Origin of the sequence: Hymenobacter arizonensis (assembly GCF_900115775.1) — a bacterium.
Taxonomy (GTDB): domain Bacteria; phylum Bacteroidota; class Bacteroidia; order Cytophagales; family Hymenobacteraceae; genus Hymenobacter; species Hymenobacter arizonensis.
The window spans coordinates 303,817-323,890 of sequence record NZ_FOXS01000002.1 but is presented as its reverse complement, the minus strand read 5'-3'; the positions used below and the strand labels follow the sequence as shown (position 1 = coordinate 323,890).

9 protein-coding genes are annotated in these 20,074 nt (G+C 62.7%); 6 read left to right on the top strand and 3 right to left on the bottom strand.

Translation table 11 applies throughout. From position 1 onward, the window contains the following. Positions 1-323: 323 nt before the first annotated feature. Positions 324-1,223, bottom strand: a complete 900-nt coding sequence (locus BMZ66_RS07770) for a YicC/YloC family endoribonuclease (RefSeq protein WP_092670808.1) — start codon at positions 1,221-1,223, stop codon at positions 324-326. A gap of 262 nt (positions 1,224-1,485) precedes the next feature. Here BMZ66_RS07770 and BMZ66_RS07765 point away from each other — a divergent pair, with 262 nt between their 5' ends. The 4 genes from BMZ66_RS07765 (at position 1,486) to BMZ66_RS07750 (ending at position 8,943) form a co-directional block, all read left to right on the top strand. After that, positions 1,486-4,341: a TonB-dependent receptor gene (locus tag BMZ66_RS07765; RefSeq protein WP_092670806.1), complete on the top strand. Its 2,856-nt coding sequence runs from the start codon at positions 1,486-1,488 to the stop codon at positions 4,339-4,341. Positions 4,342-4,469: 128 nt separating this feature from the next. After that, positions 4,470-6,194: a T9SS type A sorting domain-containing protein gene (locus tag BMZ66_RS07760; protein ID WP_092670804.1), complete on the top strand. Its 1,725-nt coding sequence runs from the start codon at positions 4,470-4,472 to the stop codon at positions 6,192-6,194. Positions 6,195-6,363: 169 nt separating this feature from the next. After that, positions 6,364-7,593, top strand: coding sequence for a glycosyltransferase (locus BMZ66_RS07755; protein ID WP_143080106.1), 1,230 nt, complete (start codon positions 6,364-6,366; stop codon positions 7,591-7,593). A gap of 66 nt (positions 7,594-7,659) precedes the next feature. Continuing rightward, positions 7,660-8,943 (top strand): lipopolysaccharide biosynthesis protein, encoded by a 1,284-nt coding sequence (locus tag BMZ66_RS07750; RefSeq protein ID WP_092670800.1) that lies wholly within the window; start codon positions 7,660-7,662, stop codon positions 8,941-8,943. Between the two features lie 188 nt (positions 8,944-9,131). Here the strand turns inward: BMZ66_RS07750 and BMZ66_RS07745 are convergent, their stop codons facing one another. Both BMZ66_RS07745 and BMZ66_RS07740 read right to left on the bottom strand, forming a co-directional pair. Beyond that, the gene (locus BMZ66_RS07745) at positions 9,132-13,121 is read right to left on the bottom strand and encodes a DUF7948 domain-containing protein (RefSeq protein ID WP_177204643.1); all 3,990 of its coding nucleotides are present in this window, start codon (positions 13,119-13,121) and stop codon (positions 9,132-9,134) included. A 220-nt stretch (positions 13,122-13,341) separates the two neighbouring features. Then, positions 13,342-16,953 (bottom strand): DUF7948 domain-containing protein, encoded by a 3,612-nt coding sequence (locus tag BMZ66_RS07740; protein ID WP_092670796.1) that lies wholly within the window; start codon positions 16,951-16,953, stop codon positions 13,342-13,344. Between the two features lie 169 nt (positions 16,954-17,122). On the opposite strand from BMZ66_RS07740, the gene BMZ66_RS07735 reads away from it, so the two are divergent. Both BMZ66_RS07735 and cysS read left to right on the top strand, forming a co-directional pair. Next, positions 17,123-18,307 carry an endonuclease/exonuclease/phosphatase family protein gene (locus BMZ66_RS07735; protein WP_177204642.1) on the top strand — a complete coding sequence of 395 codons (1,185 nt, stop codon included), beginning with the start codon at positions 17,123-17,125 and terminating at the stop codon, positions 18,305-18,307. Between the two features lie 262 nt (positions 18,308-18,569). Continuing rightward, complete coding sequence (gene cysS / locus BMZ66_RS07730) at positions 18,570-20,054, top strand: cysteine--tRNA ligase (protein ID WP_092670792.1); 1,485 nt, start codon at positions 18,570-18,572, stop codon at positions 20,052-20,054. Positions 20,055-20,074 lie beyond the last annotated feature (20 nt).

The following is a 20,074-nucleotide window of genomic DNA, read 5'->3' as shown; positions in this document are numbered from 1 at the left end:
AAAAGGTGATTAACTAAAGCGCCTTTGATGAACCCAAGTTAGATACAATAATCAAGTATCCAACTTTTCCGCTACAAATATTGCGATTTATTTTTTAAAACCAGTGCATTAAGCACTTATTTCCCTCAATAACAGGCTAGGAATCGGAATGTTGTGATTTGGTCAGATAATGTGGTATGTATTTCAAAACCCCTGAAAAACTGCTTTTATGAGTAATTGACTTTTATAAAAAATTGTAAAAGTGCAATTATGTAAGACTTTTGACGTTTGAGATTAATAGGCGCTTGTATTTTAAGAATGCTAAATCGGACAATAACACAGCCTTAAAGAATATTATTTAATTGCTCCTTTATTTTTTCTAGCTCCTCTTTCATGCCCACCACGAGGTGCTGCACGGTGGCGTCGTTGGCTTTGGAACCGATAGTATTGATTTCGCGGCCAATTTCCTGGGCCAGAAAACCGAGCTTCTTACCTACGGCCTCGTCGGGCTGGTGGATTGCCTGTTCGAAATAGGCTAAATGGGCGGCGAGACGCACTTTTTCTTCGGCAATGTCGAGCTTCTCGATGTAGTAGAGCACTTCCTGCTCGAAGCGGGTGGCGTTGAACTGCTCGTGGCTGGTGAGCTCGGCGAGGTGGCCGGCCAGACGCTGGCGCACGTGCTCGATGCGGGCGGGGTCGTGCTGCTCCACGGCGGCTAGCTGCTGGCGAATGGTGGCCACGTAGCTAAGTATTTCGATGGTGAGGGTGGTGCCTTCATCCTGCCGGAACTGCTGCATGGCCGAGAGAGCTTCGGTGAGTAGCGGCTGCAGCTCGGACCAGGCTACGTCCTCGGCGGCGGGCTCAGCTTCGCGGGCTTCCGACGCGCTGGGAATAACGCCGGGCAGGCGCAGGGCCGCTAGGAGGGTGTCTTCGCCGGTGGGCAGGCCCAGGCTGTCGGCTACGGCCTTGAGCTCCTGGTAAGCGGCCACCAGCGCTTCCTTATTGAGGGTGGCGGTGGCGCGGGCTGCGGCGGGCCGCACAAAATCGAGGTTGAGGTTGACTTTGCCGCGCAACAGGGCCTTGGCCACGGTGTTGCGGATTTCGAGTTCGTGGGCCTGCAGGAAGCGGGGCAGGCGCAGGGTCAGGTCCAGGGATTTGGAGTTGACCGACCGGAGTTCTAGGGCGGCAGTGTAGGTGTCGGTTTCGCGGTGGGCCTGGCCGAAGCCGGTCATGGAGATAAGCATATACAGGAGGGGGCTGGGTTGAGGCCGTAAAGAAACGACCCGAGCCGTGCCGCCCGGCTGCCGAGCAGAACCGTGAAGTGCCTGCAGCAGTGGCGAAATGCCGGTTGTCGGCCCCCGGTTTTTTGAAAAAAGGCGCAAAAGTAGAGCTCGATTTTTCATTACGGAACTGCCGGCAAGGGCCGTAACAATAGGGCAACACACTGGCTATGTTGTCGTAATAGGCCCCCGGTAATTTTGTGGCGTAAAACCAACTACACTTTTTATGCGCCTCACCTTACTGGGCTTCTTTTTATTGTGGATGAATGGGTTGGCTTTCGGCCAACAAGGCACATTGGCGGGGAAAGTGACCGATAAAAAGGCGGGCGAGGGCGTAATCGGCGCCACCGTGCTGGTGACCGGCACCACGCAGGCCGCCCCCGTGAATGTGGATGGCAGCTACTCGCTGCCGCTCGACCCCGGCACCTACGACATCACCATGACCTATGTGGGCTACAAGCCGCTCACGTTCTCGGGCATTGTGATAACCAGCGACCAAACCACCACCCTTAACGGCGTGATGGAGGAAAGCCAGACCTCGCTCTCGGAAGTAACCGTGACCGGCGTGAAGCAAACCGGCACCGAAGTCGCCATGATTCAGGACCTGAAGCGCAGCGAAGTGGTGGTGAGCGGCATGAGCAACGACCAGATTGTGAAAACGCTGGACCGCGACGCCGCCGAAGTGGTGAAGCGCATTCCGGGCGTTACGATTCAGAACAACAACTTCATTGTTATCCGGGGCCTGGCCGAGCGCTACAACACGGTGATGCTGAACGATGCCTTGACGCCGAGCGCCGAGACGGATACCCGCTCGTTCTCGTTCGATATTTTGCCGAGTTCGGTCATTGACCGGGTGCTGATTTTCAAGTCGGGCTCGCCGGAGCTGCCGGGCGAGTTTGGTGGCGGCGTGGTGAAGGTGTATACCCGAAACTCGGTGCTGGAAGATGCGACGTCGCTCACCGTTTCGGGATGGGCCCGCAGCACGAATACCTTTCAAGGCGGGTTTTTGAGTACTAACCACAGCTCAACGGATTTTCTCGGCTTCGACAACGGGCAGCGCGACATGCCGGGCGTATTGAGTGGCCTCAGCCGGGAAGCCAGCACCACCAGCCCGCAGCTGGCCGAGGTGCGCAACACGCTGCGCAACGAGTTTTTGCCCCGCACCATTACCTCGCGGCCCGACATGCGCTTTTCGCTGGGCCTGAACCGCAAGTTTGAGATTGGAAACGTGTACGTGAGCAACGTGACGTCGATTTCGTATTCGAACACGCAGGAGCAGTACACTTCGGAGCGCCAGCGTTACGATTTCTACGACCCCAAATTCCCCGACCTGCTGCCCACGGTCCAGTTCCGGTACCTGGACACCCGGTCGCTGTCGGCGGTGCGGTTGGGCATTATTCACAACTACCAGGTGCGCCTGAACGACCGCAACCGCCTGGAGTTCCGCAACTTCTTCAACCAGTACGGCACCGACGAGGTAGTGAATCGCCGCGGGCCCAACTACGCCGAATTGCCCGACATTGGCCTAGAGCACAATGACTACAGCCTGCACTACCAGAGCCGTAGCATCTACTCTGGCCAGCTGGGCGGCAGCCACGAAGTGGGCCCCGCCAGCCGCACCACCCTGACGTGGGCCGCGGGCTACAACTACGTGAACCGCAACGAGCCCGACTACCGCCAAAACCAGCAGACCCGCCTCTACGACGCCGCCAAACCCGGCGAGTTGAGCAACGAGCCTTTCCTGGTGACCGTGAACAGCGTGCCCCAGGCCAGCTCGCGCTTTTTCGCGACGCTGAAGGAAAATACTTACATGGCCAGTGGGCAGGCCGAGCGCCGTTTTGCCGGCCGCGATACGGCGAGCACCAATCAATACAAAGTGCGGGCAGGTTTTTACACAGAATTGAAGGACCGCAACTACGACAGCCGGATTTTCAACTACGTGCGGGCCCCGCGCCAAACCTTTGACCGCAGCCTGGAGAATTTGCCGCTGACGCAAATTTTCAACCCAGAAAATCTGAACGCCACCACTGGCTTCGTGCTGCGCGATAACACGAATGACTTTGACCGCTACGTGGGCAAAAACACGCTGGTAGCTGGCTACCTGAGCGGCGTGGCTCCGCTGTCCGAAAAGTTTAACCTGACGGGTGGACTGCGGCTGGAATACAACCGCAAATTCCTGGAGTCGGGCGCCCAGAATAAGCCATACGAGGAAATTCGCACCTTCCTGCTGCCCTCGTTCAATGCCACGTATAACTTCAACGAGCGCAACTTGCTGCGGGCCGGCGGCAGCGTATCCGTGAACCGCCCCGAGTTCCGAGAGGTGGCCAACTACACGTACTACGATTTCAACAACAACTTCTTCGTGCTGGGGTCGGACTCGTTGCGCACCGCCAAAATTTACAACGCCGACCTGCGCTACGAGTTCTACCCTTCGCGCTCGGAAATGATTTCGGTGGGGCTGTTTTATAAGCACTTTACCGACGCCATTGAGCAGGTGACGTACTCCGTGACCGGCAGCGACCTGTACCTGACCTACCAGAATGCACCCAAGGCTTACGACGTGGGCGTGGAAGTGGAAGCTCGCAAATCGCTGGTGGGCCTCACCGAAAACCGTTTCCTGGAACGCATCTCGTTTATCCTGAACGCCTCGCTGATTCGCAGCCGGGTGCAGATTAACACCGAGGCCGCCGCCAATGCCGGCCTGGCCCTCACCAACCGGCCCCTGCAAGGGCAGTCGCCCTACGTGCTCAACGCGGGCATGTTTTACCAGGACGACGACAACCACTGGCAGGTGTCGGCGCAGTACAACGTGATTGGGCCGCGCATCTCGTTCGTAGGCGACCTAGGCAACAACCCGTCCATCATCGAGTTGCCGCGCCACGTAGTCGACCTGGCCCTGACCAAGGGCATCGGCACCCACTTTGAAGTGCGGGCCGGGGTGCAAAACCTGCTCGACCAGCTCATCCGCCAGAACTACGACTTTGACCGTAACGGCAAAATCAACGGCATTGAGGAGGGCGCTTCGTTCAACCGCTACCGCCGCGGCACCTACTCCACGCTCGGCCTAACTTACCGCTTCTAAGCGGGGGCGTAACATAAACGTAAACTAAGTCAGACAATATGATAACGGCCACCGGGTTCCGGTGGCCGTTTTGCGTTCTGACCTTTGCAGCAGTGATTCCTGATGCACCTTTTCAGCTCAAATTCCCTATGAAAAAGCTTTTACTCCCGGCCTTACTCGCATTTGCCAGCCTCGCGGCCCAGGCCCAGACCCCTTGCCCCGCCGCAGGTGCGGTGGTCTCCGTTGGCACCGGTACGTCGGCCGTTGCCGGCTTTGAAATCACCAGCAACACCACTTGGACTAGTAATAACATTTACCTGCTCAACGGCTTCGTGTACGTGAACAGTGGCGTGACGCTGACCATTCAGCCCGGCACCATCATCAAAGGAAGCCTACCCAACAAGGGCGCGCTCATCATCCGTCAGGGCGGCATGCTGATGGCGGAGGGCACGCCCACGCAGCCCATTGTTTTCACCTCGAACCAGCCCGCTGGCCAGCGCAACCCCGGCGACTGGGGCGGCGTGGTCATAGTGGGCCGCGCTCCCACCAACCTGCCCGCCGTGACGAACGTGGAAGGTGGCGTGGTGGCCACCTTTGGCGGGCCCAACGCAAACCTGCCGAACGACAACTCCGGGGTGCTGCGCTACGTGCGCATCGAATACCCCGGCGTTGACTTCCTGCCCAACAGCGAAATCAACGGCCTCACGCTTTGCGGGGTAGGCTCCGGTACTACCATCGACCACGTGCAGGTGACGGGCTCGGGCGATGACTCGTTTGAATGGTTTGGTGGCACCGTGAATGCCAAGTACCTGATTTCTCTGGCTGGCACCGACGACGACTTCGATACCGACAACGGTTTCTCGGGCCGGGTGCAGTTCGGCATCAGCATTCGCGACCCGCGCCGCGGCGATATCGCCACGGGCGGCGTTTCCAACGGCTTCGAGAGCGACAACGACGCCACCGGCACCAACAACACGCCCCTGACCTCGGCTGTGTTCACGAACATGAGCGTGTTCATGGGCACCACGCCGGCGGCAGCTGCACCTTTCAACAACTCGGCCGGCGCGCTCATTCGCCGCAACTCGGCCCAGAGCATTTTCAACTCGGTGTTTGCCGGCCGTCCTTTCGCGTTGGAGCTGAACAGCCAAACCAACGGCAACACGCAAACCAACGCCCAGAGCGGCGCGCTGGCTTTCCAGAATAACGTGCTGGCCGGCTACACTCCTCGGGTATCGCGCGCTACTGGCGGCAGCATTACGGGCTTCAACATCCGGAGCTTTGTGGGAGCCGACAACGACACGGCCCGCACAGTGGTGGCCCTGGGCTTGAACGCCGACAACTTTGCTTTTGAAGGCAACTGCACCAACAACAAAAGTTGCGCCCCGGCATTTGAATTGCCCGCTGCTTCGATTTTGAACACCGGTGCCGGCTTCACCAACGCCAAACTAACGGGTGCCGGCAACGGCGGGCCCAACAGCACCTTCGATGTGGTGACCTACCGCGGCGCGTTCGGCGCAACCAACTGGGCTACGGGCTGGACAAACTTTAACCCCCAAATCACCTGCTATAACGTGGCCGGCCAGACGCTTAGCAACCGCGAGGTGGTGAACGCCCCGCTGCAGGCCCTCACTGTGTCGCCGAACCCCACCCAAGGTGCTGCCACGCTGGGCTTCGACGTGAAGCGTGCCACCGTTGCCACCGTGCGCGTCGTGGACATGATGGGCCGCGAAGTGGCTACCGTGCTGAACGCTGGCAAGCTGGCCGCCGGCCCGCAGGCCCTGGCCCTGCCCGCCACGCTAGCCCCCGGCGTGTACCTGGCCACCGTGACCACCGGCGATGCCGTGCAGTCGGTGCGCTTCGTGGTAACCCAGTAAATAACGAAGGACCAGGAGATAACGCCACCTTCTTTCTGCGAAATAGTAAACGCCTGCCCTCCGCAAGGGGCAGGCGTTTTTTGTGGCCCACGCCAGACGAAGCCGCCGCCCGAGCCACCGTACTTTGTGCCCGATTCCCGGTTCCTCATTCTTCATCGCGCCTTCTGCTTTGCAAACGCCCCGCGTTTTGATGCTGCCCAAGTGGTACCCGCACCGCTACGACAACCTCGACGGGGACTTTGTGGCGCGGCACATAGCGGCCATTGCCGCGCACGGCGGGCCCGAGGGCGGACCCGTGCAGGCCGCCGTGGTGTACGCCAGCGTGGCCCAAGGTCCGCTGCCGGGGCTGATTGATGAGGAGGTTGACCATACGGGCCCGGTACCCACGTGGCGCTACTACTACCGCGCCCGGCTCACCGGCCTGCCGGGCATCGACAAGCTTCTCAAACTGCTGCTGTGGCTGGAGTGCCTGCGCCGGGGGCGGCGAGCCGTGCGGCAGCACTGGGGTGGCCTACTGCCCGACTTGGTGCACACACACATCTTATTCCGGCCCGCGGTGCTGGCGTGGTGGCTGAAATGGCGACACGGGATTCCGTATTTAATTACGGAAAACTGGACAGCTTTCCACCCCGGCAACGTGGAACGGCTGGGCTGGCTGCGGCGCTGGCTGGCGAGGTGGCTGGTGCGAGAGGCTGCGGCCTACACGCCGGTATCGGAGGACCTGCGCCGAGCGCTGGCGGCCCTAGGCGGGGTGAATGCCCACACGGTCATCATCCCCAATGTGGTGGACACGGCGCTTTTCCACCCGCCCGCCGAGCCTAGCGCCCGGCACGGCCTGCTGAATGTGGCGGCCTTTAATGAACGAGCCAAAAACCTGAGTGGGCTGCTGCGCACCATGGCCCGGCTGCGAGATTTGCACCCGGGCCTGCCCGGCTTGCGCCTGCGCATTGCGGGCTATGGCGCGGCCGAGCAGCAAATGCGACAATTGGCCGCAGACCTAAACCTGCTGGCCGATGGCACCGTGGAGTTCATAGGTAAGCTGACTTCGGAGCAGGTAGCCGAGGAGATGCGCCGGGCGGCCTGCTTCGTGCTCTTTTCCAATTACGAAAACCTGCCCTGTGTGCTTATTGAGGCGCAGGCCAGCGGCCTGCCTGCCGTAGCTACCCGCGTGAACGGCGTACCCGAATTGCTGCCCGACGACGGCATGGCCGGCATCTTAGTGCCGCCGCGGGATGAGGCTGCTCTGGCAGAAGCCATCGTGGCTGTGCTTACGGCCCCGGAAGGCCGCTTTAGCGAAGTTGCCCTGCGGCAACGGGCTGTGGAGCGGTTCAGCTACCCGGCGGTGGGCAGGGCTTTTGGGGAGGTGTATCGCCAGATACTCGGTGGCCGCTTGAGCTGAGGAATTGCCTTTGGAATTGGCGCCCGGCTGTGCAGCGCGTTCTTTTGTGCACGAGTCGCCCCCGGTATGATAAAACGCATTCTTCAGCATTTTGCGGCACGGGTGCTCACGGCGGGGCTGAGCTTTGCGGTGGTGTGGCTCACGGCGCGGTACCTGGGCGCGGCGGGGCGCGGGCAGGTCAGCTTGTTTTTCACCGATATGTCGGGGCTGGTGCTGCTGGCTGGGCTGCTGGGCGGCTCGTCGCTGATATACCTGGTGCCCCGCCGCAACGCCTGGCACCTGCTGGCGCCCGCCTATGCCTGGGCCGTGGTGGTGAGCGTGGGCGGGGCGGCTGTGGTGGGCCTGCTGCGCCCCGTGGGGCTGGAGTATATGCTGCACCTGGGCGGCGTCACGCTGGTGCAGGTGCTGCTGTCCGTGAATGTGTTTTTGCTGCTGGGGCGGCAGCGTGAGCAAGCTTACAATGTGCTCACTACGGCGCAGGCCGCGCTGCTGGCCGGGGCGCTAGCGCTGGCATTTGGTGCGCTGCAGTGGCTCAGCATTGACGCGTACTACTACGCCAACTACGTGGCCTACGGCGTGCCGTGGCTCCTGAGCCTAGGGCTGCTGCTGCGCCTGCCCGATGCCCGAGCCTCGCGCCTTACCCGCCACCGCCGGGCACGCCATTGGGCCGCGGTGCGCGAGTTGGCCCGTCACAGCCGCGGGGCGCATTTTTCCAACTTGGTCACCTTCGCCAACTACCGCTTCGGGTACTACGCGGTGGCTTATCTGGCCGACGCCCGGGCCTTGGGCATCCTGTCGGTGGGCGTGGCCCTGGCTGAGGCCATTTGGCTGATTCCGCGCAGCACCGCCCTCATTCAATATGTGGCCTTGGTGAACGCGGCCGACAAGCGCGGCCAGACCTACGCGGCCCTGCGCGGCAGCCGGCTCACGCTGCTGGCCACGGCCGGGGCGGTGCTGGTGCTCGCGGCCGTGCCCGCGGCGTGGCTAGCCGCGGTTTTTGGTCCCGAGTTCGGGGCTGCCCGCGCGGTGATTCTGGCGCTGGCGCCGGGCATTTTTATTAATGGAGCGGGCATGCAGGCCAGCTCGTATTTCAGCGCCACGGCCCGCTATGGCGTGAACAATCGCGCCGCGCTGCTGGGCCTGGCCGTGACCGTGCCGGTGTGTTTGCTGCTGGTGCCCAGGCTGGGAATGGTGGGGGCAGCGCTGGGCATGTCGGCTTCCTACACGGCAAGCGTGGCGTATCTGGGCTGGCATTACGTGCGTGCTATTGGTGCTGAGTGGCCCGACTTAGTGCCCGGCTGGGGCGATGTGCAATGGCTGGCCGGAAAGTGGCTGCCGGGCAGAGGCTAGTGAGGCACTTAGCAGCTCAGAGTAGTTGCGGAGTCAGTGGACAAGTAGCGCGGTAGTAGCCGGACAGACTTTTTGTCCAAGCGTGCCCCTTCGCGGACTAAAAGTCCCGCCAGGTACGACCGCGCTACTTGTCCACGGGGCCCAAGCGTACCCATTCGCAGACTAAAACGTCTCCGGGTACGACCGCGCTACCTTACCACTTCCACCCAGCCTTTAATGCGTAGGCCATCGGTGTAAGTCAGGAGGTAGTAGTAGACGCCGGGGAGCTGGCCGTGGGCGTCCCATTCGTCGTGGTAAGCGGCCGATTCGAATACCTGCTGGCCCCAGCGGGAGAACACCTGTAGGCGCGGGGTGCAGTCGGGGCCGATGCGAAAGGTTTGGTTTTGGTTGTCGCCGTTGGGGGTGATGATGTTGGGGATGATGCGGGCTTTTACCTCGATTAGGGGCGCATTGGCGACGGCTTCGCAGCGATTGTCGTTGTAGCGCACCAGCAGGCGGGGCCGGTAAGTGCCGGGCGTGGTGTAGGTATGGGTGGGAGTGGGTTCAGTAGACTGGGTGCCATCGCCAAAGTCCCACACCCGTGGAAATTGGGAGAAGTTGTTCGCGCTGGCCGACGTAAACCGCGCTGTTAAGGGCGCATAACGAGTTTCGGGGCAGGCCACCGGGTCCCAAAAGGCTAGCAGCAAGGGCGGCGTGGCCACCGAAATGCGCCGGGTAGCCGTGGTGGTGCAGGCCCCCTGGGTAACCGTATAGGTGAGGCTGGCCGTGCCGCTAAAGCCTGCGGGCGGCGTAAACTGAAAGCCAGTGGCCGCACTACCGCTCACGCCTGTGCCCGTGAATACGCCTCCAGCCGGGCTGCCCCGCAGGGCAAACGGCTGCCGGCTGCCCGGGCACAGTATCGTATCGGCCGCCAAGGTGGCCGTGAACTGATTGGTCAGCGTTACGGCCTGCGTGGTTTGCAGTACGCAGGCGTTGAAATCAAGCGTGTACACTACCTGGTAAGTGCCGGGACCAATGTTGGGGTTGAACTGAAACCCGGTGGCTGCGCTGCCAAAAACCCCGGGGCCACTAAATGTGCCGCCAGCAGGGGTGCCCGTAAGGGTGGCATAAGGCAAGAAAGTGCCGTTCCTGGGCAGGCAGTAGCCAATGGGGGCCAACCCCGCGATGCCAAGCGTGGGGGGAGGCACTACCGTTACGGCGCGGGTGGCCGTGTTGCCGCAAGGGCCTGTAGTCGCCACCGTATAGGTCAGGGTTTGGAGGCCTGTAAGCGCTGCCGATGGTGTGAATACAAAGCCGGTGGCGGTGGTGCCGCTCACGCCGGGGCCAGCCCATACTCCCCCCGCGGGGCTGCCAGTCAGGGCAATGGGGGGGGCGGTGGCGCACAGCGTCTGGGCGGGTCCGGCGCTCACGCCGGGGGCCAGGGCAACGTCGCGGGTGCCCTGCACTACGCAGCCATCAACATCGCGCGTGTATGTTATCTGCACAATGCCGGGCCCTTGGTTGGGGTTGAATACAAAGCCGGTGGCGACACTGCCGCTCACGCCGGGCCCACTAAAGGTGCCGCCCGTCGGAGTGGCCGTCAGCGTCACGTCGGGCAAGGGCGTGCCGCCCGGAGGAGGCAGGCAATAGGTGCTCAACAGCTGCGGCGAAATGGCCACGGCCGCCGGCGGTGCGCCCACCGTGGTGCGCCGGGTATCGGTGGTGGTGCACAGCCCCGTGCTAACGAAAGTGTAGGTGAGCGTATGCACCCCCACCATGGCCAGGGAAGGCGTAAATACGTAGCCAGTGGCTATGCTGCCGCTCACGCCTGGGCCGGCCCAGATACCGCCGGCGGGGGTGCCCACCAAAGGCAGTGGGCCGGCCGTGGCGCACACGGCCAGGTCGGCACCCGCATTGGCCGTGCCAGGCTGGAAGTTAAAGACAAACGCGGCGTTGTTGCAGCGCGAGCCGCTGTTGTTGGTAGTCGAGTAGGTGTTGGCGCCCGCCGGAATGGGAAAACCCGTATTAGTAAAGCAAGAGCACACCGACTGGTAAACGATGCCGCGGGGGTCGAAGCGCGACGTGCCGCCGTCTACGTGCTCGCCGCTGCGGCCGGGCGCGTTGTTGCCGTAATAAGTGCCGTAAGTGAGGGAGGTGAGGCCCGCCGAAAACTGCGCCAGGTAAAAGTCGCTGCCATCGGTGGTCGGCTGGATGGCATCGGGGGTGGTGGGCAGGCGTGTGGTGCTGCCGTTGCCCGACAGATAAGTGGGGTTTGTGCCCGTAGTGTTGGCCGCCCCGCCCCATCCGCACACGTACACCCGGTCGCAACGGTCGACAAGAAAAGCCGTGGGGTCGAGGCTCGCCTTGCCCGCGTTCAAGGGGTCGGTGCTACCGAAGGAAGTGGCTAGCAGGCTTTGGTTGAGGTCGGCGTCAAGCTTCTGGATGAACAGCGTCCCGTTGGTGGTGCCGAACAAGCCCGGGGTGGCCGGGAAAGCCCCCAACGTCTGGCCCAGCAGGTAAACCCCGCCATCGGTGCCTAGCTGCAGGAAATACGCCTGGTCGTAGCTTGCCGTGCCCACATAGGTGGCCCGTAGCAAGCTGGTGCCGTTGGCCGAAATGCGGGCGGCGAAGCCGTCAACGTTGCCGGGCCGGGTGGCGAGGTAAGCCCCAGCGGTGACCGGAAAATCAGCGCTGAGCGTGCCACCGGCCAGGTATACGTCACCGCTGGCGGGCTCTATTTGGATGGAATAGGCGGCGTCGGCGCCGGCGCCTCCCAAGTAGCTGCCCCAGGTTAGGGAAGCAAGGTTGGGCGCCAGCTTACAAACCACGCCGTCGGAAGTGCCCCCTCGGTAGGTGCTGTTAAACCCGCGGGCCAGCGGGAAATCGGTAGAGGTGGTGTGCGAGGCGATGTACACATTGCCCGCCGCATCAACCTGAATATCGCCCCGAAAGGGGTCGCCGTAGTTGTGAGGCAACTGCAAAGCGCCGCCAAAAGGAGAATTGGTGTATACCAGGGGCAGCAGGCCGTCGTTGCCGCTGCCGCCCAGGTAGGTGGAGGCCACCAGGCCCGAGCCGCTGGCATTGAGGCGCGTAATAATCAGGTCCGAGCCATTGGGCGCATCATAGGGCGCGGAAGAGCCGAACAGGTCCGTCGCAAAGCCGCCGGCAAAGCGGCTTTGCAGGGCATTGGCAGTAACCGGGTAGTCAGTCGAGCCCGTCGAGCCCAGCACGAGCAGTTCGTCCTGATTGTTTACTACCAGACTGTGCGGAAAGTCGGCGTTGTTGCCGCCCAGATGGGTGGCCCACACCCGCGCTGCGGGCCCGCTCACGCCGGTGTTGTACTTCGTGATGGCAATGTCAATCAAGTTGGCAAATGCCGTTTGGAAGGCTCCGGTAGTAGTGGGGTAGCCGGGGCTGAAGGCAATGCCGCCCGCGTACATATTGCCCGAGTTGTCATAGGTCGCTGTGAAGCCCCAGTTGTCGGCCGTTGAGCCCGAATAAGTGGCAAAAACTACCACCGGGTCGATGGTCAGCGGCCGGGCCGCGTCGTAGGCGCCAAGCGCAAAACGCACCACCTTGCCGGTCAGCACGTAGTGGCAGGCCACAGGCTGGCGGCGGCCCCTGGCGTCGGTTTGCCAGGCTTGCGGAGCACGCTCGGTCACGGTGCCCACGCTGGTGCGCACCAGCAGGTTGCCGGCGGGGTCCAGCGCCAAGCCGTCGGCGCCGTCGTGCCGCACTCCAATGGCAGCGGGGTTGGCGCCAGCCGCCAGCTCAAAATCGTATTCCAGATGCTGGTCAGTGCTTTCGTAAACCCGGGCGCTCACGCCGGGCCAGAGGCCAGCGTAATGCAGCTCGCGAAAGCCACGCACGTCTCGGGCCCAGTGTTGGGCATCGTTGCCGACTAAGTAATGCCGGCGCTCGGTTGTGGGCATCTCGGCGGTAATCGTGGCCGGACGGGCACCATCAAAACGCAGCGTGAAGGCGTGGCCGCGCAGCGGGCCGTCGGGGGGAGAAGCTTTGTCTTGGTTGTGCCCGTGCTGGGCGGGGCCGCCATTAGCCAGCAATGAAAAAGTAAGCCCATCGGCTTCGGCAAAAAGGCGCCCACCGGGCAGGGGGGCTGCGTACCGCACCGGTACGTCCCATTGGCCTTTGTTTTCAATGAACTCCAGCGTCGCTTCGGCCGGGGGGCGATGAGACACTTTGGATTGGGCAACAGCCGGGTCTGCAAGCAGATTTAGTAGTGAAACAGCAACAAAAAGTAGGGGTAGTTTCATGCAAGGAAAAGGGCGAATAGGGCAAACGAATAATGGAATTCTCTAGCGGAACTATGAGTATTGGTCTTTCTAAAAACTTATAAATATATGTTTAGATGCGACAAGGCCAGTGCTTGCCGCGAACTCGTGCGAAAGGGTCCGCGCCCTACCGGCGCACTTCCACCCAGCCCTTGAGGCGGCGGTCGTCGGCGTCGCGCAGCAGGTAGTAGTAGATGCCGTTCTCCAGGCCCTTGGCGTCCCAGTTATTCTGGTAATTATTGGTCTGGTATACCCGCTGGCCCCAGCGCGTAAACACTTCCAGCGAAGCCGGGCGGCAGCTGAAGGTGGGCCGGAAGGTTTGGTTTTGTTGGTCGTCGTTGGGGGTGATGATGTTGGGCACAAACACCTCCCCGATGACCACGGGCGAGAAGCCGGTGAGGACTTCGCAGTTGCCGTAGCGGGCCGTGAGGGTGACGCGGTAGGTGCCCGGCTGCTCGTAGCGGTGGGTGGGCGTGGCCTCGGTGCTGGTGGGGCTGCCGTCGCCAAAGTCCCAGCGGTAGGTGGCATTGGGCGCCAGCAGCACCGGCGCCAGCGGGCAGTCGAAGGGCGCGAGGCCGGCGTACTGGGGTGCGGCGGCGCACACCGGCAGGTTTAGCTCCACGTTTTGCATGGAGGTGGGCGCCAGCACCACCAGCCGAGTGGCCACGGTGGAGCAAGCGCCCTGCGTCACGGTGTAGGTGAGGGGAAACAGGCCGCCGCGGTTGTTGGTGTTGGGCGGGGAGAAAAAGCCGCTGGCCGTGACGCCAGTGCCACTCCAGGTGCCTCCCGCGGGCCCGAAGCCCTGCAGCTGAAACGGCTGCATCTCGTCGGCACAAAGCGTGATGGTGGGGCCGGGGGTCACGGCTAGTGGCGCGCTCACCACCACCTGCCGGCTCGTCAGGCCACAACCCATCGAATCGGAAACCGAGTAGGAGAGGGTATGGGTGCCGGGGCCCGCCGCGGCGGGGTTGAACTGGTTGCCGCTCACGCCGGGCCCGCTAAAGGTGCCGCCCGCTGGGGTGGCCACAAGGGCCATGCTGGGCATGGTGGTGCATTGCGGCGGCAGGGAGGTAATGGCAGGAGCAACGGTCGGGGCCACCAGGTAGCGCACCGTGCGGGTGCTCTGGCAGGTGCCCGTAGCCGTCACGGTATAGTTGATAAGGTATTGGCCCGGCCCCACCGCTGCCGGCACAAAGCGGTAGCCGCCACCGGCGATGGCCTGCACCCCGGGCCCGGCCCAGACCCCGCCCGTCGGCGAGCCGCCAAGCGTAATAGGTCCGTTGTCCAGGCACACGTAGCGCCGGGGGCCGGGGTCGGCCTGAATGATTTCGAAGCTCATCTTAAACGCCGCGTTGTTGCAGTTTGTGCTGCCGTTGCGGGTGGTGTAGGAGCCCGCGGTGGGGGGCACCGGAAAACCCTGCCGGCCCCCGCAGCCGGCGCACACGGCCTGGTATACCACGCCCCGCTTGTCGAAGCGCGACGTGCCACCGTCGACGTGCTCGTTGGAGCCCTGCTGGCCAAAGAAAGTGGCGTACTCCACATCGCCCATGCCGGCCTGGAACTGCGCCAGGTAAAAATCGCTGCCGTCGGTGGCGCGTTGCACGGCCCCGGACGTGGTGAGCAGCCCCGTGGTGCTGCCCCCGATATTGCCGGCATTCACAGTACCGCCCCAGCCGCTGATGTACACCCGCTCGCATTCATCGACCAGGAAGGCTGTGGGCACCAGGTTGGGTCCATTATTGGGGCCGCTGCGGGTGCCGAAGGCAGTGCTGTACAAGCTGGCGGTGAGGTCGGGGTTTAGCTTTTGAATAAACTGGGTGCCGTTGGCATTGCCGAACAAACCCGTTGTTCTGGGGAAAGCGCCGAACGTTTGTCCATAGAGGTAGGCGTTGCCGGCCACGTCGAGCTGCAAAAAGTACGCTTGGTCGTAGTCGTTGGTGCCAATGAGGCTGGCCCGCTCCAGGGTGCGGCCGTCGGCGCTGACGCGGGCCACAAAGCCATCGATGCTGCCAATGGTAAGCGTGCCGGGGTTGGGTGGGGTAGCGGCCAGGTAGGTGCCGGCCGTGACCGGGAAATTGCGCGAAGTAGTGCCCCCGCATACGTACACCCGCCCCTGGCCGTCGCGCTGCACCGAGTAGGCCGCGTCCTGCCCGCTGCCGCCGAGGTAGCCGGCCCAGGTCACGGCGTTCAGGGCTGGCGGGAGCTTGCACAATATGCCATCGGTGCCCCCCGCCCGGTACGTGGGGTTAAACCCTCGGGCAAGGCCCGGAAAATTGCTCGAACTCGTGACCGAGGCGATGTACACGTTGCCCGCGTCGTCGAGCAGCACGTCGCCTCGGAAAGCGTCGCCGTAGTTCGTCCACAGCACCGATGCTGCCACGCCGTCGTTGCCGCTTCCACCCAAGAAGGTGCTGGCCAGCAGAGCGCTGCCGTTGGCACTCAGGCGGCTCACCACCATGTCCGACCCATTGGGCATGTTATAAACCGCATCGGCCGAGCTGTAGCCCCGCACCGACGTGCCGCCGCCAAAGCTGCCTTGCACGGCCCCGCTCGACGTAGGGTAGTTCAATGACGAGGTGCTGCCAAGTACCACCAGCTCGTTCTGGGCATTCACCACCAGGCTGTGCGGATAGTCGGCGTCGCTGCCCCCCAGGTAGGTGGCCCAAACTCGGGAAGCGGCTCCCGTCACGGCGGTGTTGTACTTGATAAGCGCCATGTCCAGGGCGCTGCTGAAGGTGGTGCGGTAAGCGCCGGGGGTGGCCGGGAACGACCCGCCCGTGTTGAACACAATGCCGCCCGAGTACATGTTGCCCGCTTCGTCATAGGTCGCCGTGAAGCCCCAGTTGTCGGCTGTCGAGCCGGTGAGGGTCGAAAACTGCACGGTGGGGTCGATGGTCAGGGCGCGCGACTTGTCGTAGGCCCCGAGGGCGAAGGTGAGGGTGCGGCCACTGAGCACGTAGCGGCAGGCCACGGGCTGCTGCCGGCCCGCGGCGTCCAGCTGCCAAGCTTTGGGGGCCAGCTCGGTGGTGGTGCCCACGGTAGTTTTCACCACCAGGTTGCCGGCGGCATCCAGAGAGAGGCCCGCGGCGCCTTCGTAGCGCAGGGCCACGCGGGCGGGGTTGGCGCGCGGCGCCAGCAGCACGTCGTATTCCAGGTTGTTGCCCGAGTTCTCGTACAGCGTCAGGTCGATGCCGGGCCAGAGGCCGGCGTAGCGCAGGCGGCGAAACGCGCCCACGTGGCTGGCCCAGCGCCGGGCGTCGCTGCCCATAAAATAGTTGCGCTCGCCCGCCGTGGGGCCCTCGGCCGTGAGGCGGACGTTGGCATTGGCCTGCTCAAAGTGCACGGTGTAGGCGTGGCCCGCAATGGTGGCCTCGGCTTCGGTGGCAGCGAGCGGGGCCAGGCTGCGCGCGCCCTCATGGTGGTGGCGAAGCGCCGCCGGGTCGATAAAATTATACGTCAGGGCGCGGCTCTGCACAAAGAGGCACCCCGCGGGCAGGGCCGCCTGGTAGCGCACCCGGCTGTCCCACTGCCCCTTGTTCTGAATAAATTCCAGGCTGGGCGCTTCGGGCTCTGCCGAAAAAACCCGCGCGGGTGCTGGTGCCGCCAGCGAAGAGGTTAAAGGCAACATCGCCAAAAGGCACAGCTGCACAGCGCGGAGAAGTTGGAGCATGTAGAAGTTGAGGGCAGAAGGGATGGAAATGGTGACGGAAACAGCCGAATCAGCGGGTTTCTTAGGCATCGAGTCAGCTTACCGATGCGCAAACTCCATGGAAGCAGTGCTTGGTAATTCAACCAGACTCATTAGCGTAAAAATCAGATGGCAGCTAAAGGTCTAAAGATAAATAACTCTGGATGGCCAATCGGCTTTGCCGGCCGCCGCTACCTTTGCGGCCCTTCTAACTCGTGCCGTGCGCCGCTCATTTGCTTTTAAAATCACCTTGCTCACCCTGGCGTGGCTGCTGCTGGCCATTGCCTGCCAGCAGGTGCCGGCGGGGGCGTTTTGGCCGGTAGTATTCGGGGCACTAACCACGCCGGGGGCCCTGCTGCTCACGGCGCTGCTGGCGCTGTACTGGCTACGGCGCAACTGGCGGGTAGCCATCCTGCCAATTGTGGTCCTGGCCCTTACCTGGCCCCAAGTGCAGCGCGGCCTGGCCTTGAACCTGTTTCGTGCCAAGGCCGCAACCATCGAAAAGGAACGGGAGCTGCCGGGAGGCAAAACGCTGCATTCCACTTTCTTCAAGCCGGAAGCAGATAAAGTTTCGTTGCTGTCGTCTAACGTGCGGATTTTCAACGTGTATTCGCAGCTGCGCGACTCGGATAACACGTCGTCCAAAGAGTTTATTCGCTGGCTAGCCGACAGCCCGGCCGATGTGCTCTGCCTGCAGGAATACTACAACGAGCCCCGCGGCTCGCGCGACGACAAAAACCTGTTTCAAACCGACGACAAAATCGGCCGCGAAACTGGCCGCCACTCCTTTATATCGGTCACGCTCACCAACGGCATCGGGGCCGAGTTTGGCCTAGCCATCTTTTCGCGGTTTAAGATTGTGCGCCGCGGCACCATTCCCTTCGGTCGCCTTACCCAGAACCACGCCATGTGGGCCGACCTGGCTCGCCCCGCTAACCGCACCAGCCGCAGCCGCCCCGACACCATCCGGGTCTACAACATGCACCTGCAAAGCATGAGCATGGAGGAGGCCGACATCGTGACCGCCACCACCAGCCGCGCCGGCCTGCGCCAAAAAGCCCCCAACCTGCTCCGCCGCTTCCGCAACGGCGCCGTGGCCCGCGGCGCGCAAATCGATACGGTGCTCGGGCACGCGGCCCGCTCGCCCTACCCCGTTTTGCTGGCCGGCGACCTCAACGACCTGCCCTATTCCTACGTCTACGACCAACTGGCCGACCGCATGCAAAACGCCTGGGCCACTGCTGGCACTGGCCCAGGCGCCACCTACAACGGTAAACTGCCCGGCCTGCGCATCGACCAGCAGTTTGCCGGGCCGAAATGGGACGTGTTGGACTGCCGCGTGCACCGCGAGATTCAATGGAGCGACCATTTTCCCATCGAAGCGTTGTACCAGCTGCGCAAATAGAACGTAACTCCCCTCCTTACCAAGGAGGGGATGCTGACGCGAAGCGTCAGCTGGGGTGGTTGCATTCGTTGAACGAGGAATGAACGACACCCGAACGATGCCTGATGCCTACTTGTCACGTATTATTTCCCAGGGTTCGACGGTCGCGTGTTGTTCGCCCACCGTTCAACGCCCCAACCACCCCCGTCCGAGCCTTTGGCTCGAACATCCCCTCCTTGGTAAGGAGGGGAGTTATCGTTCTACTGCCCGCTACCTTTGCACTATGTCGCTCTCGCTTTATAACACGCTTACCCGCAAAAAAGAAGAATTCCAGCCCGTGCACCCGCCCCAGGTGGGCGTGTACCTGTGCGGGCCCACCGTGTACAGCGAGGCCCACCTGGGCAACGCCCGCGGTCCCGTGGTATTCGACGTGCTCACCCGCTATCTGCGCCACCTCAACTACCAGGTGCGCTACGTGCGCAACGTGACCGACGTGGGCCACCTCGAAAGCGACGCCGACACCGGCGAGGACAAGATGGAAAAGGCCGCCCGCGCCGCTCGTATCGAGCCCATGCAAGTGGCCCAGCACTTCGTGAACCGCTACCGCCAGCACATGCTGGCGCTAGGCTGCTTGCCGCCCGACATCGAGCCCCAGGCCAGCGGCCATATCATCGAGCAGATTCAGGTGGTGGAAGAAATCATGGCCAACGGCCTGGCCTACGAGGTGAACGGCTCGGTGTATTTCGACGTGCCCAAGTACAACGAAAACCAGCGCTACGGCAAGCTCTCGAACCGCAGCATTGAGGACCAGCTGGCCGGCACCCGCGCCAACCTCGAAGGCCAGAGCGAAAAGCGCAGCCCCCTGGACTTTGCGCTCTGGAAAAACGCCTCGCCCGAGCACATCATGCGCTGGCCCTCGCCCTGGGGCGAAGGCTTCCCCGGCTGGCACCTCGAGTGCTCGGCCATGAGCCGCAAGTACCTCGGCAACCTGTCCGACATCCACGGCGGCGGGCTCGACCTAATGTTCCCGCACCACGAGTGCGAGATTGCGCAGAGCCAGGGCAGCCACTCGCACACCGACGAAGCCCGCTTCTGGGTGCACAACAACATGATTACCGTCAACGGCACCAAGATGAGCAAGAGCCTCGGCAACTTCGTGCTGCTCGGCGACATGTTCAAGGGCCCCACCGGCCCGCTGGCGTCGGGCTACTCGCCCATGGTGGTGCGTTTCTTCCTGCTGCAAGCCCACTACCGCAGCCCGGTTGACGTGAGCGACGACGCCCTGCAGGCTGCGCGCAAAGGCTACCGCAAGCTGATGAACGGCCTGCGCCTGCTTGAGAAGCTGGTGCCCACCGCCGATGGCGCCGAGCTATCTGGCGATGCCGACCTGCGCAAGCTCACCGCCGACATCTTCACCGGCCTCAACGACGACCTGAATACCGCTCGCAGCATCGCCAGCCTGTTTAACTTGCTCCGCAAATTCAACACCCTGGCCACCACGCCGGCGGCCCTGGCCGAAGTATCGGCCGCGGCCCTGACCGAGGCCGTGGACACGTACCGCACGGTGGTTACCACCATCCTCGGCCTCGTAGACGAGCCTCGCGCCAACGCCGAGCAGCTGCTCGAGCTCACGCTGAGCTTCTACGCCGAAGCCAAAGCCGAAAAAGCCTACGACAAAGTAGATTTGATTCGCGCCGCACTCAAAGGCCAGGGCATCGTCATCAAAGACACCAAGGCCGGGGTGGAGTGGGCCTACAGCGAGGAATAATTCTGTCATGCTGAGCGCAG

Bases quoted from the DNA above. Each gene is read 5' to 3' on its own strand.
- BMZ66_RS07770 (WP_092670808.1), bottom strand. From the start codon at position 1,223: ATGCTTATCTCCATGACCGGCTTCGGCCAGGCCCACCGCGAAACCGAC.
- BMZ66_RS07765 (WP_092670806.1), top strand. From the start codon at position 1,486: ATGCGCCTCACCTTACTGGGCTTCTTTTTATTGTGGATGAATGGGTTG.
- BMZ66_RS07760 (WP_092670804.1), top strand. From the start codon at position 4,470: ATGAAAAAGCTTTTACTCCCGGCCTTACTCGCATTTGCCAGCCTCGCG.
- BMZ66_RS07750 (WP_092670800.1), top strand. From the start codon at position 7,660: ATGATAAAACGCATTCTTCAGCATTTTGCGGCACGGGTGCTCACGGCG.
- BMZ66_RS07740 (WP_092670796.1), bottom strand. From the start codon at position 16,953: ATGCCTAAGAAACCCGCTGATTCGGCTGTTTCCGTCACCATTTCCATC.
- cysS (WP_092670792.1), top strand. From the start codon at position 18,570: ATGTCGCTCTCGCTTTATAACACGCTTACCCGCAAAAAAGAAGAATTC.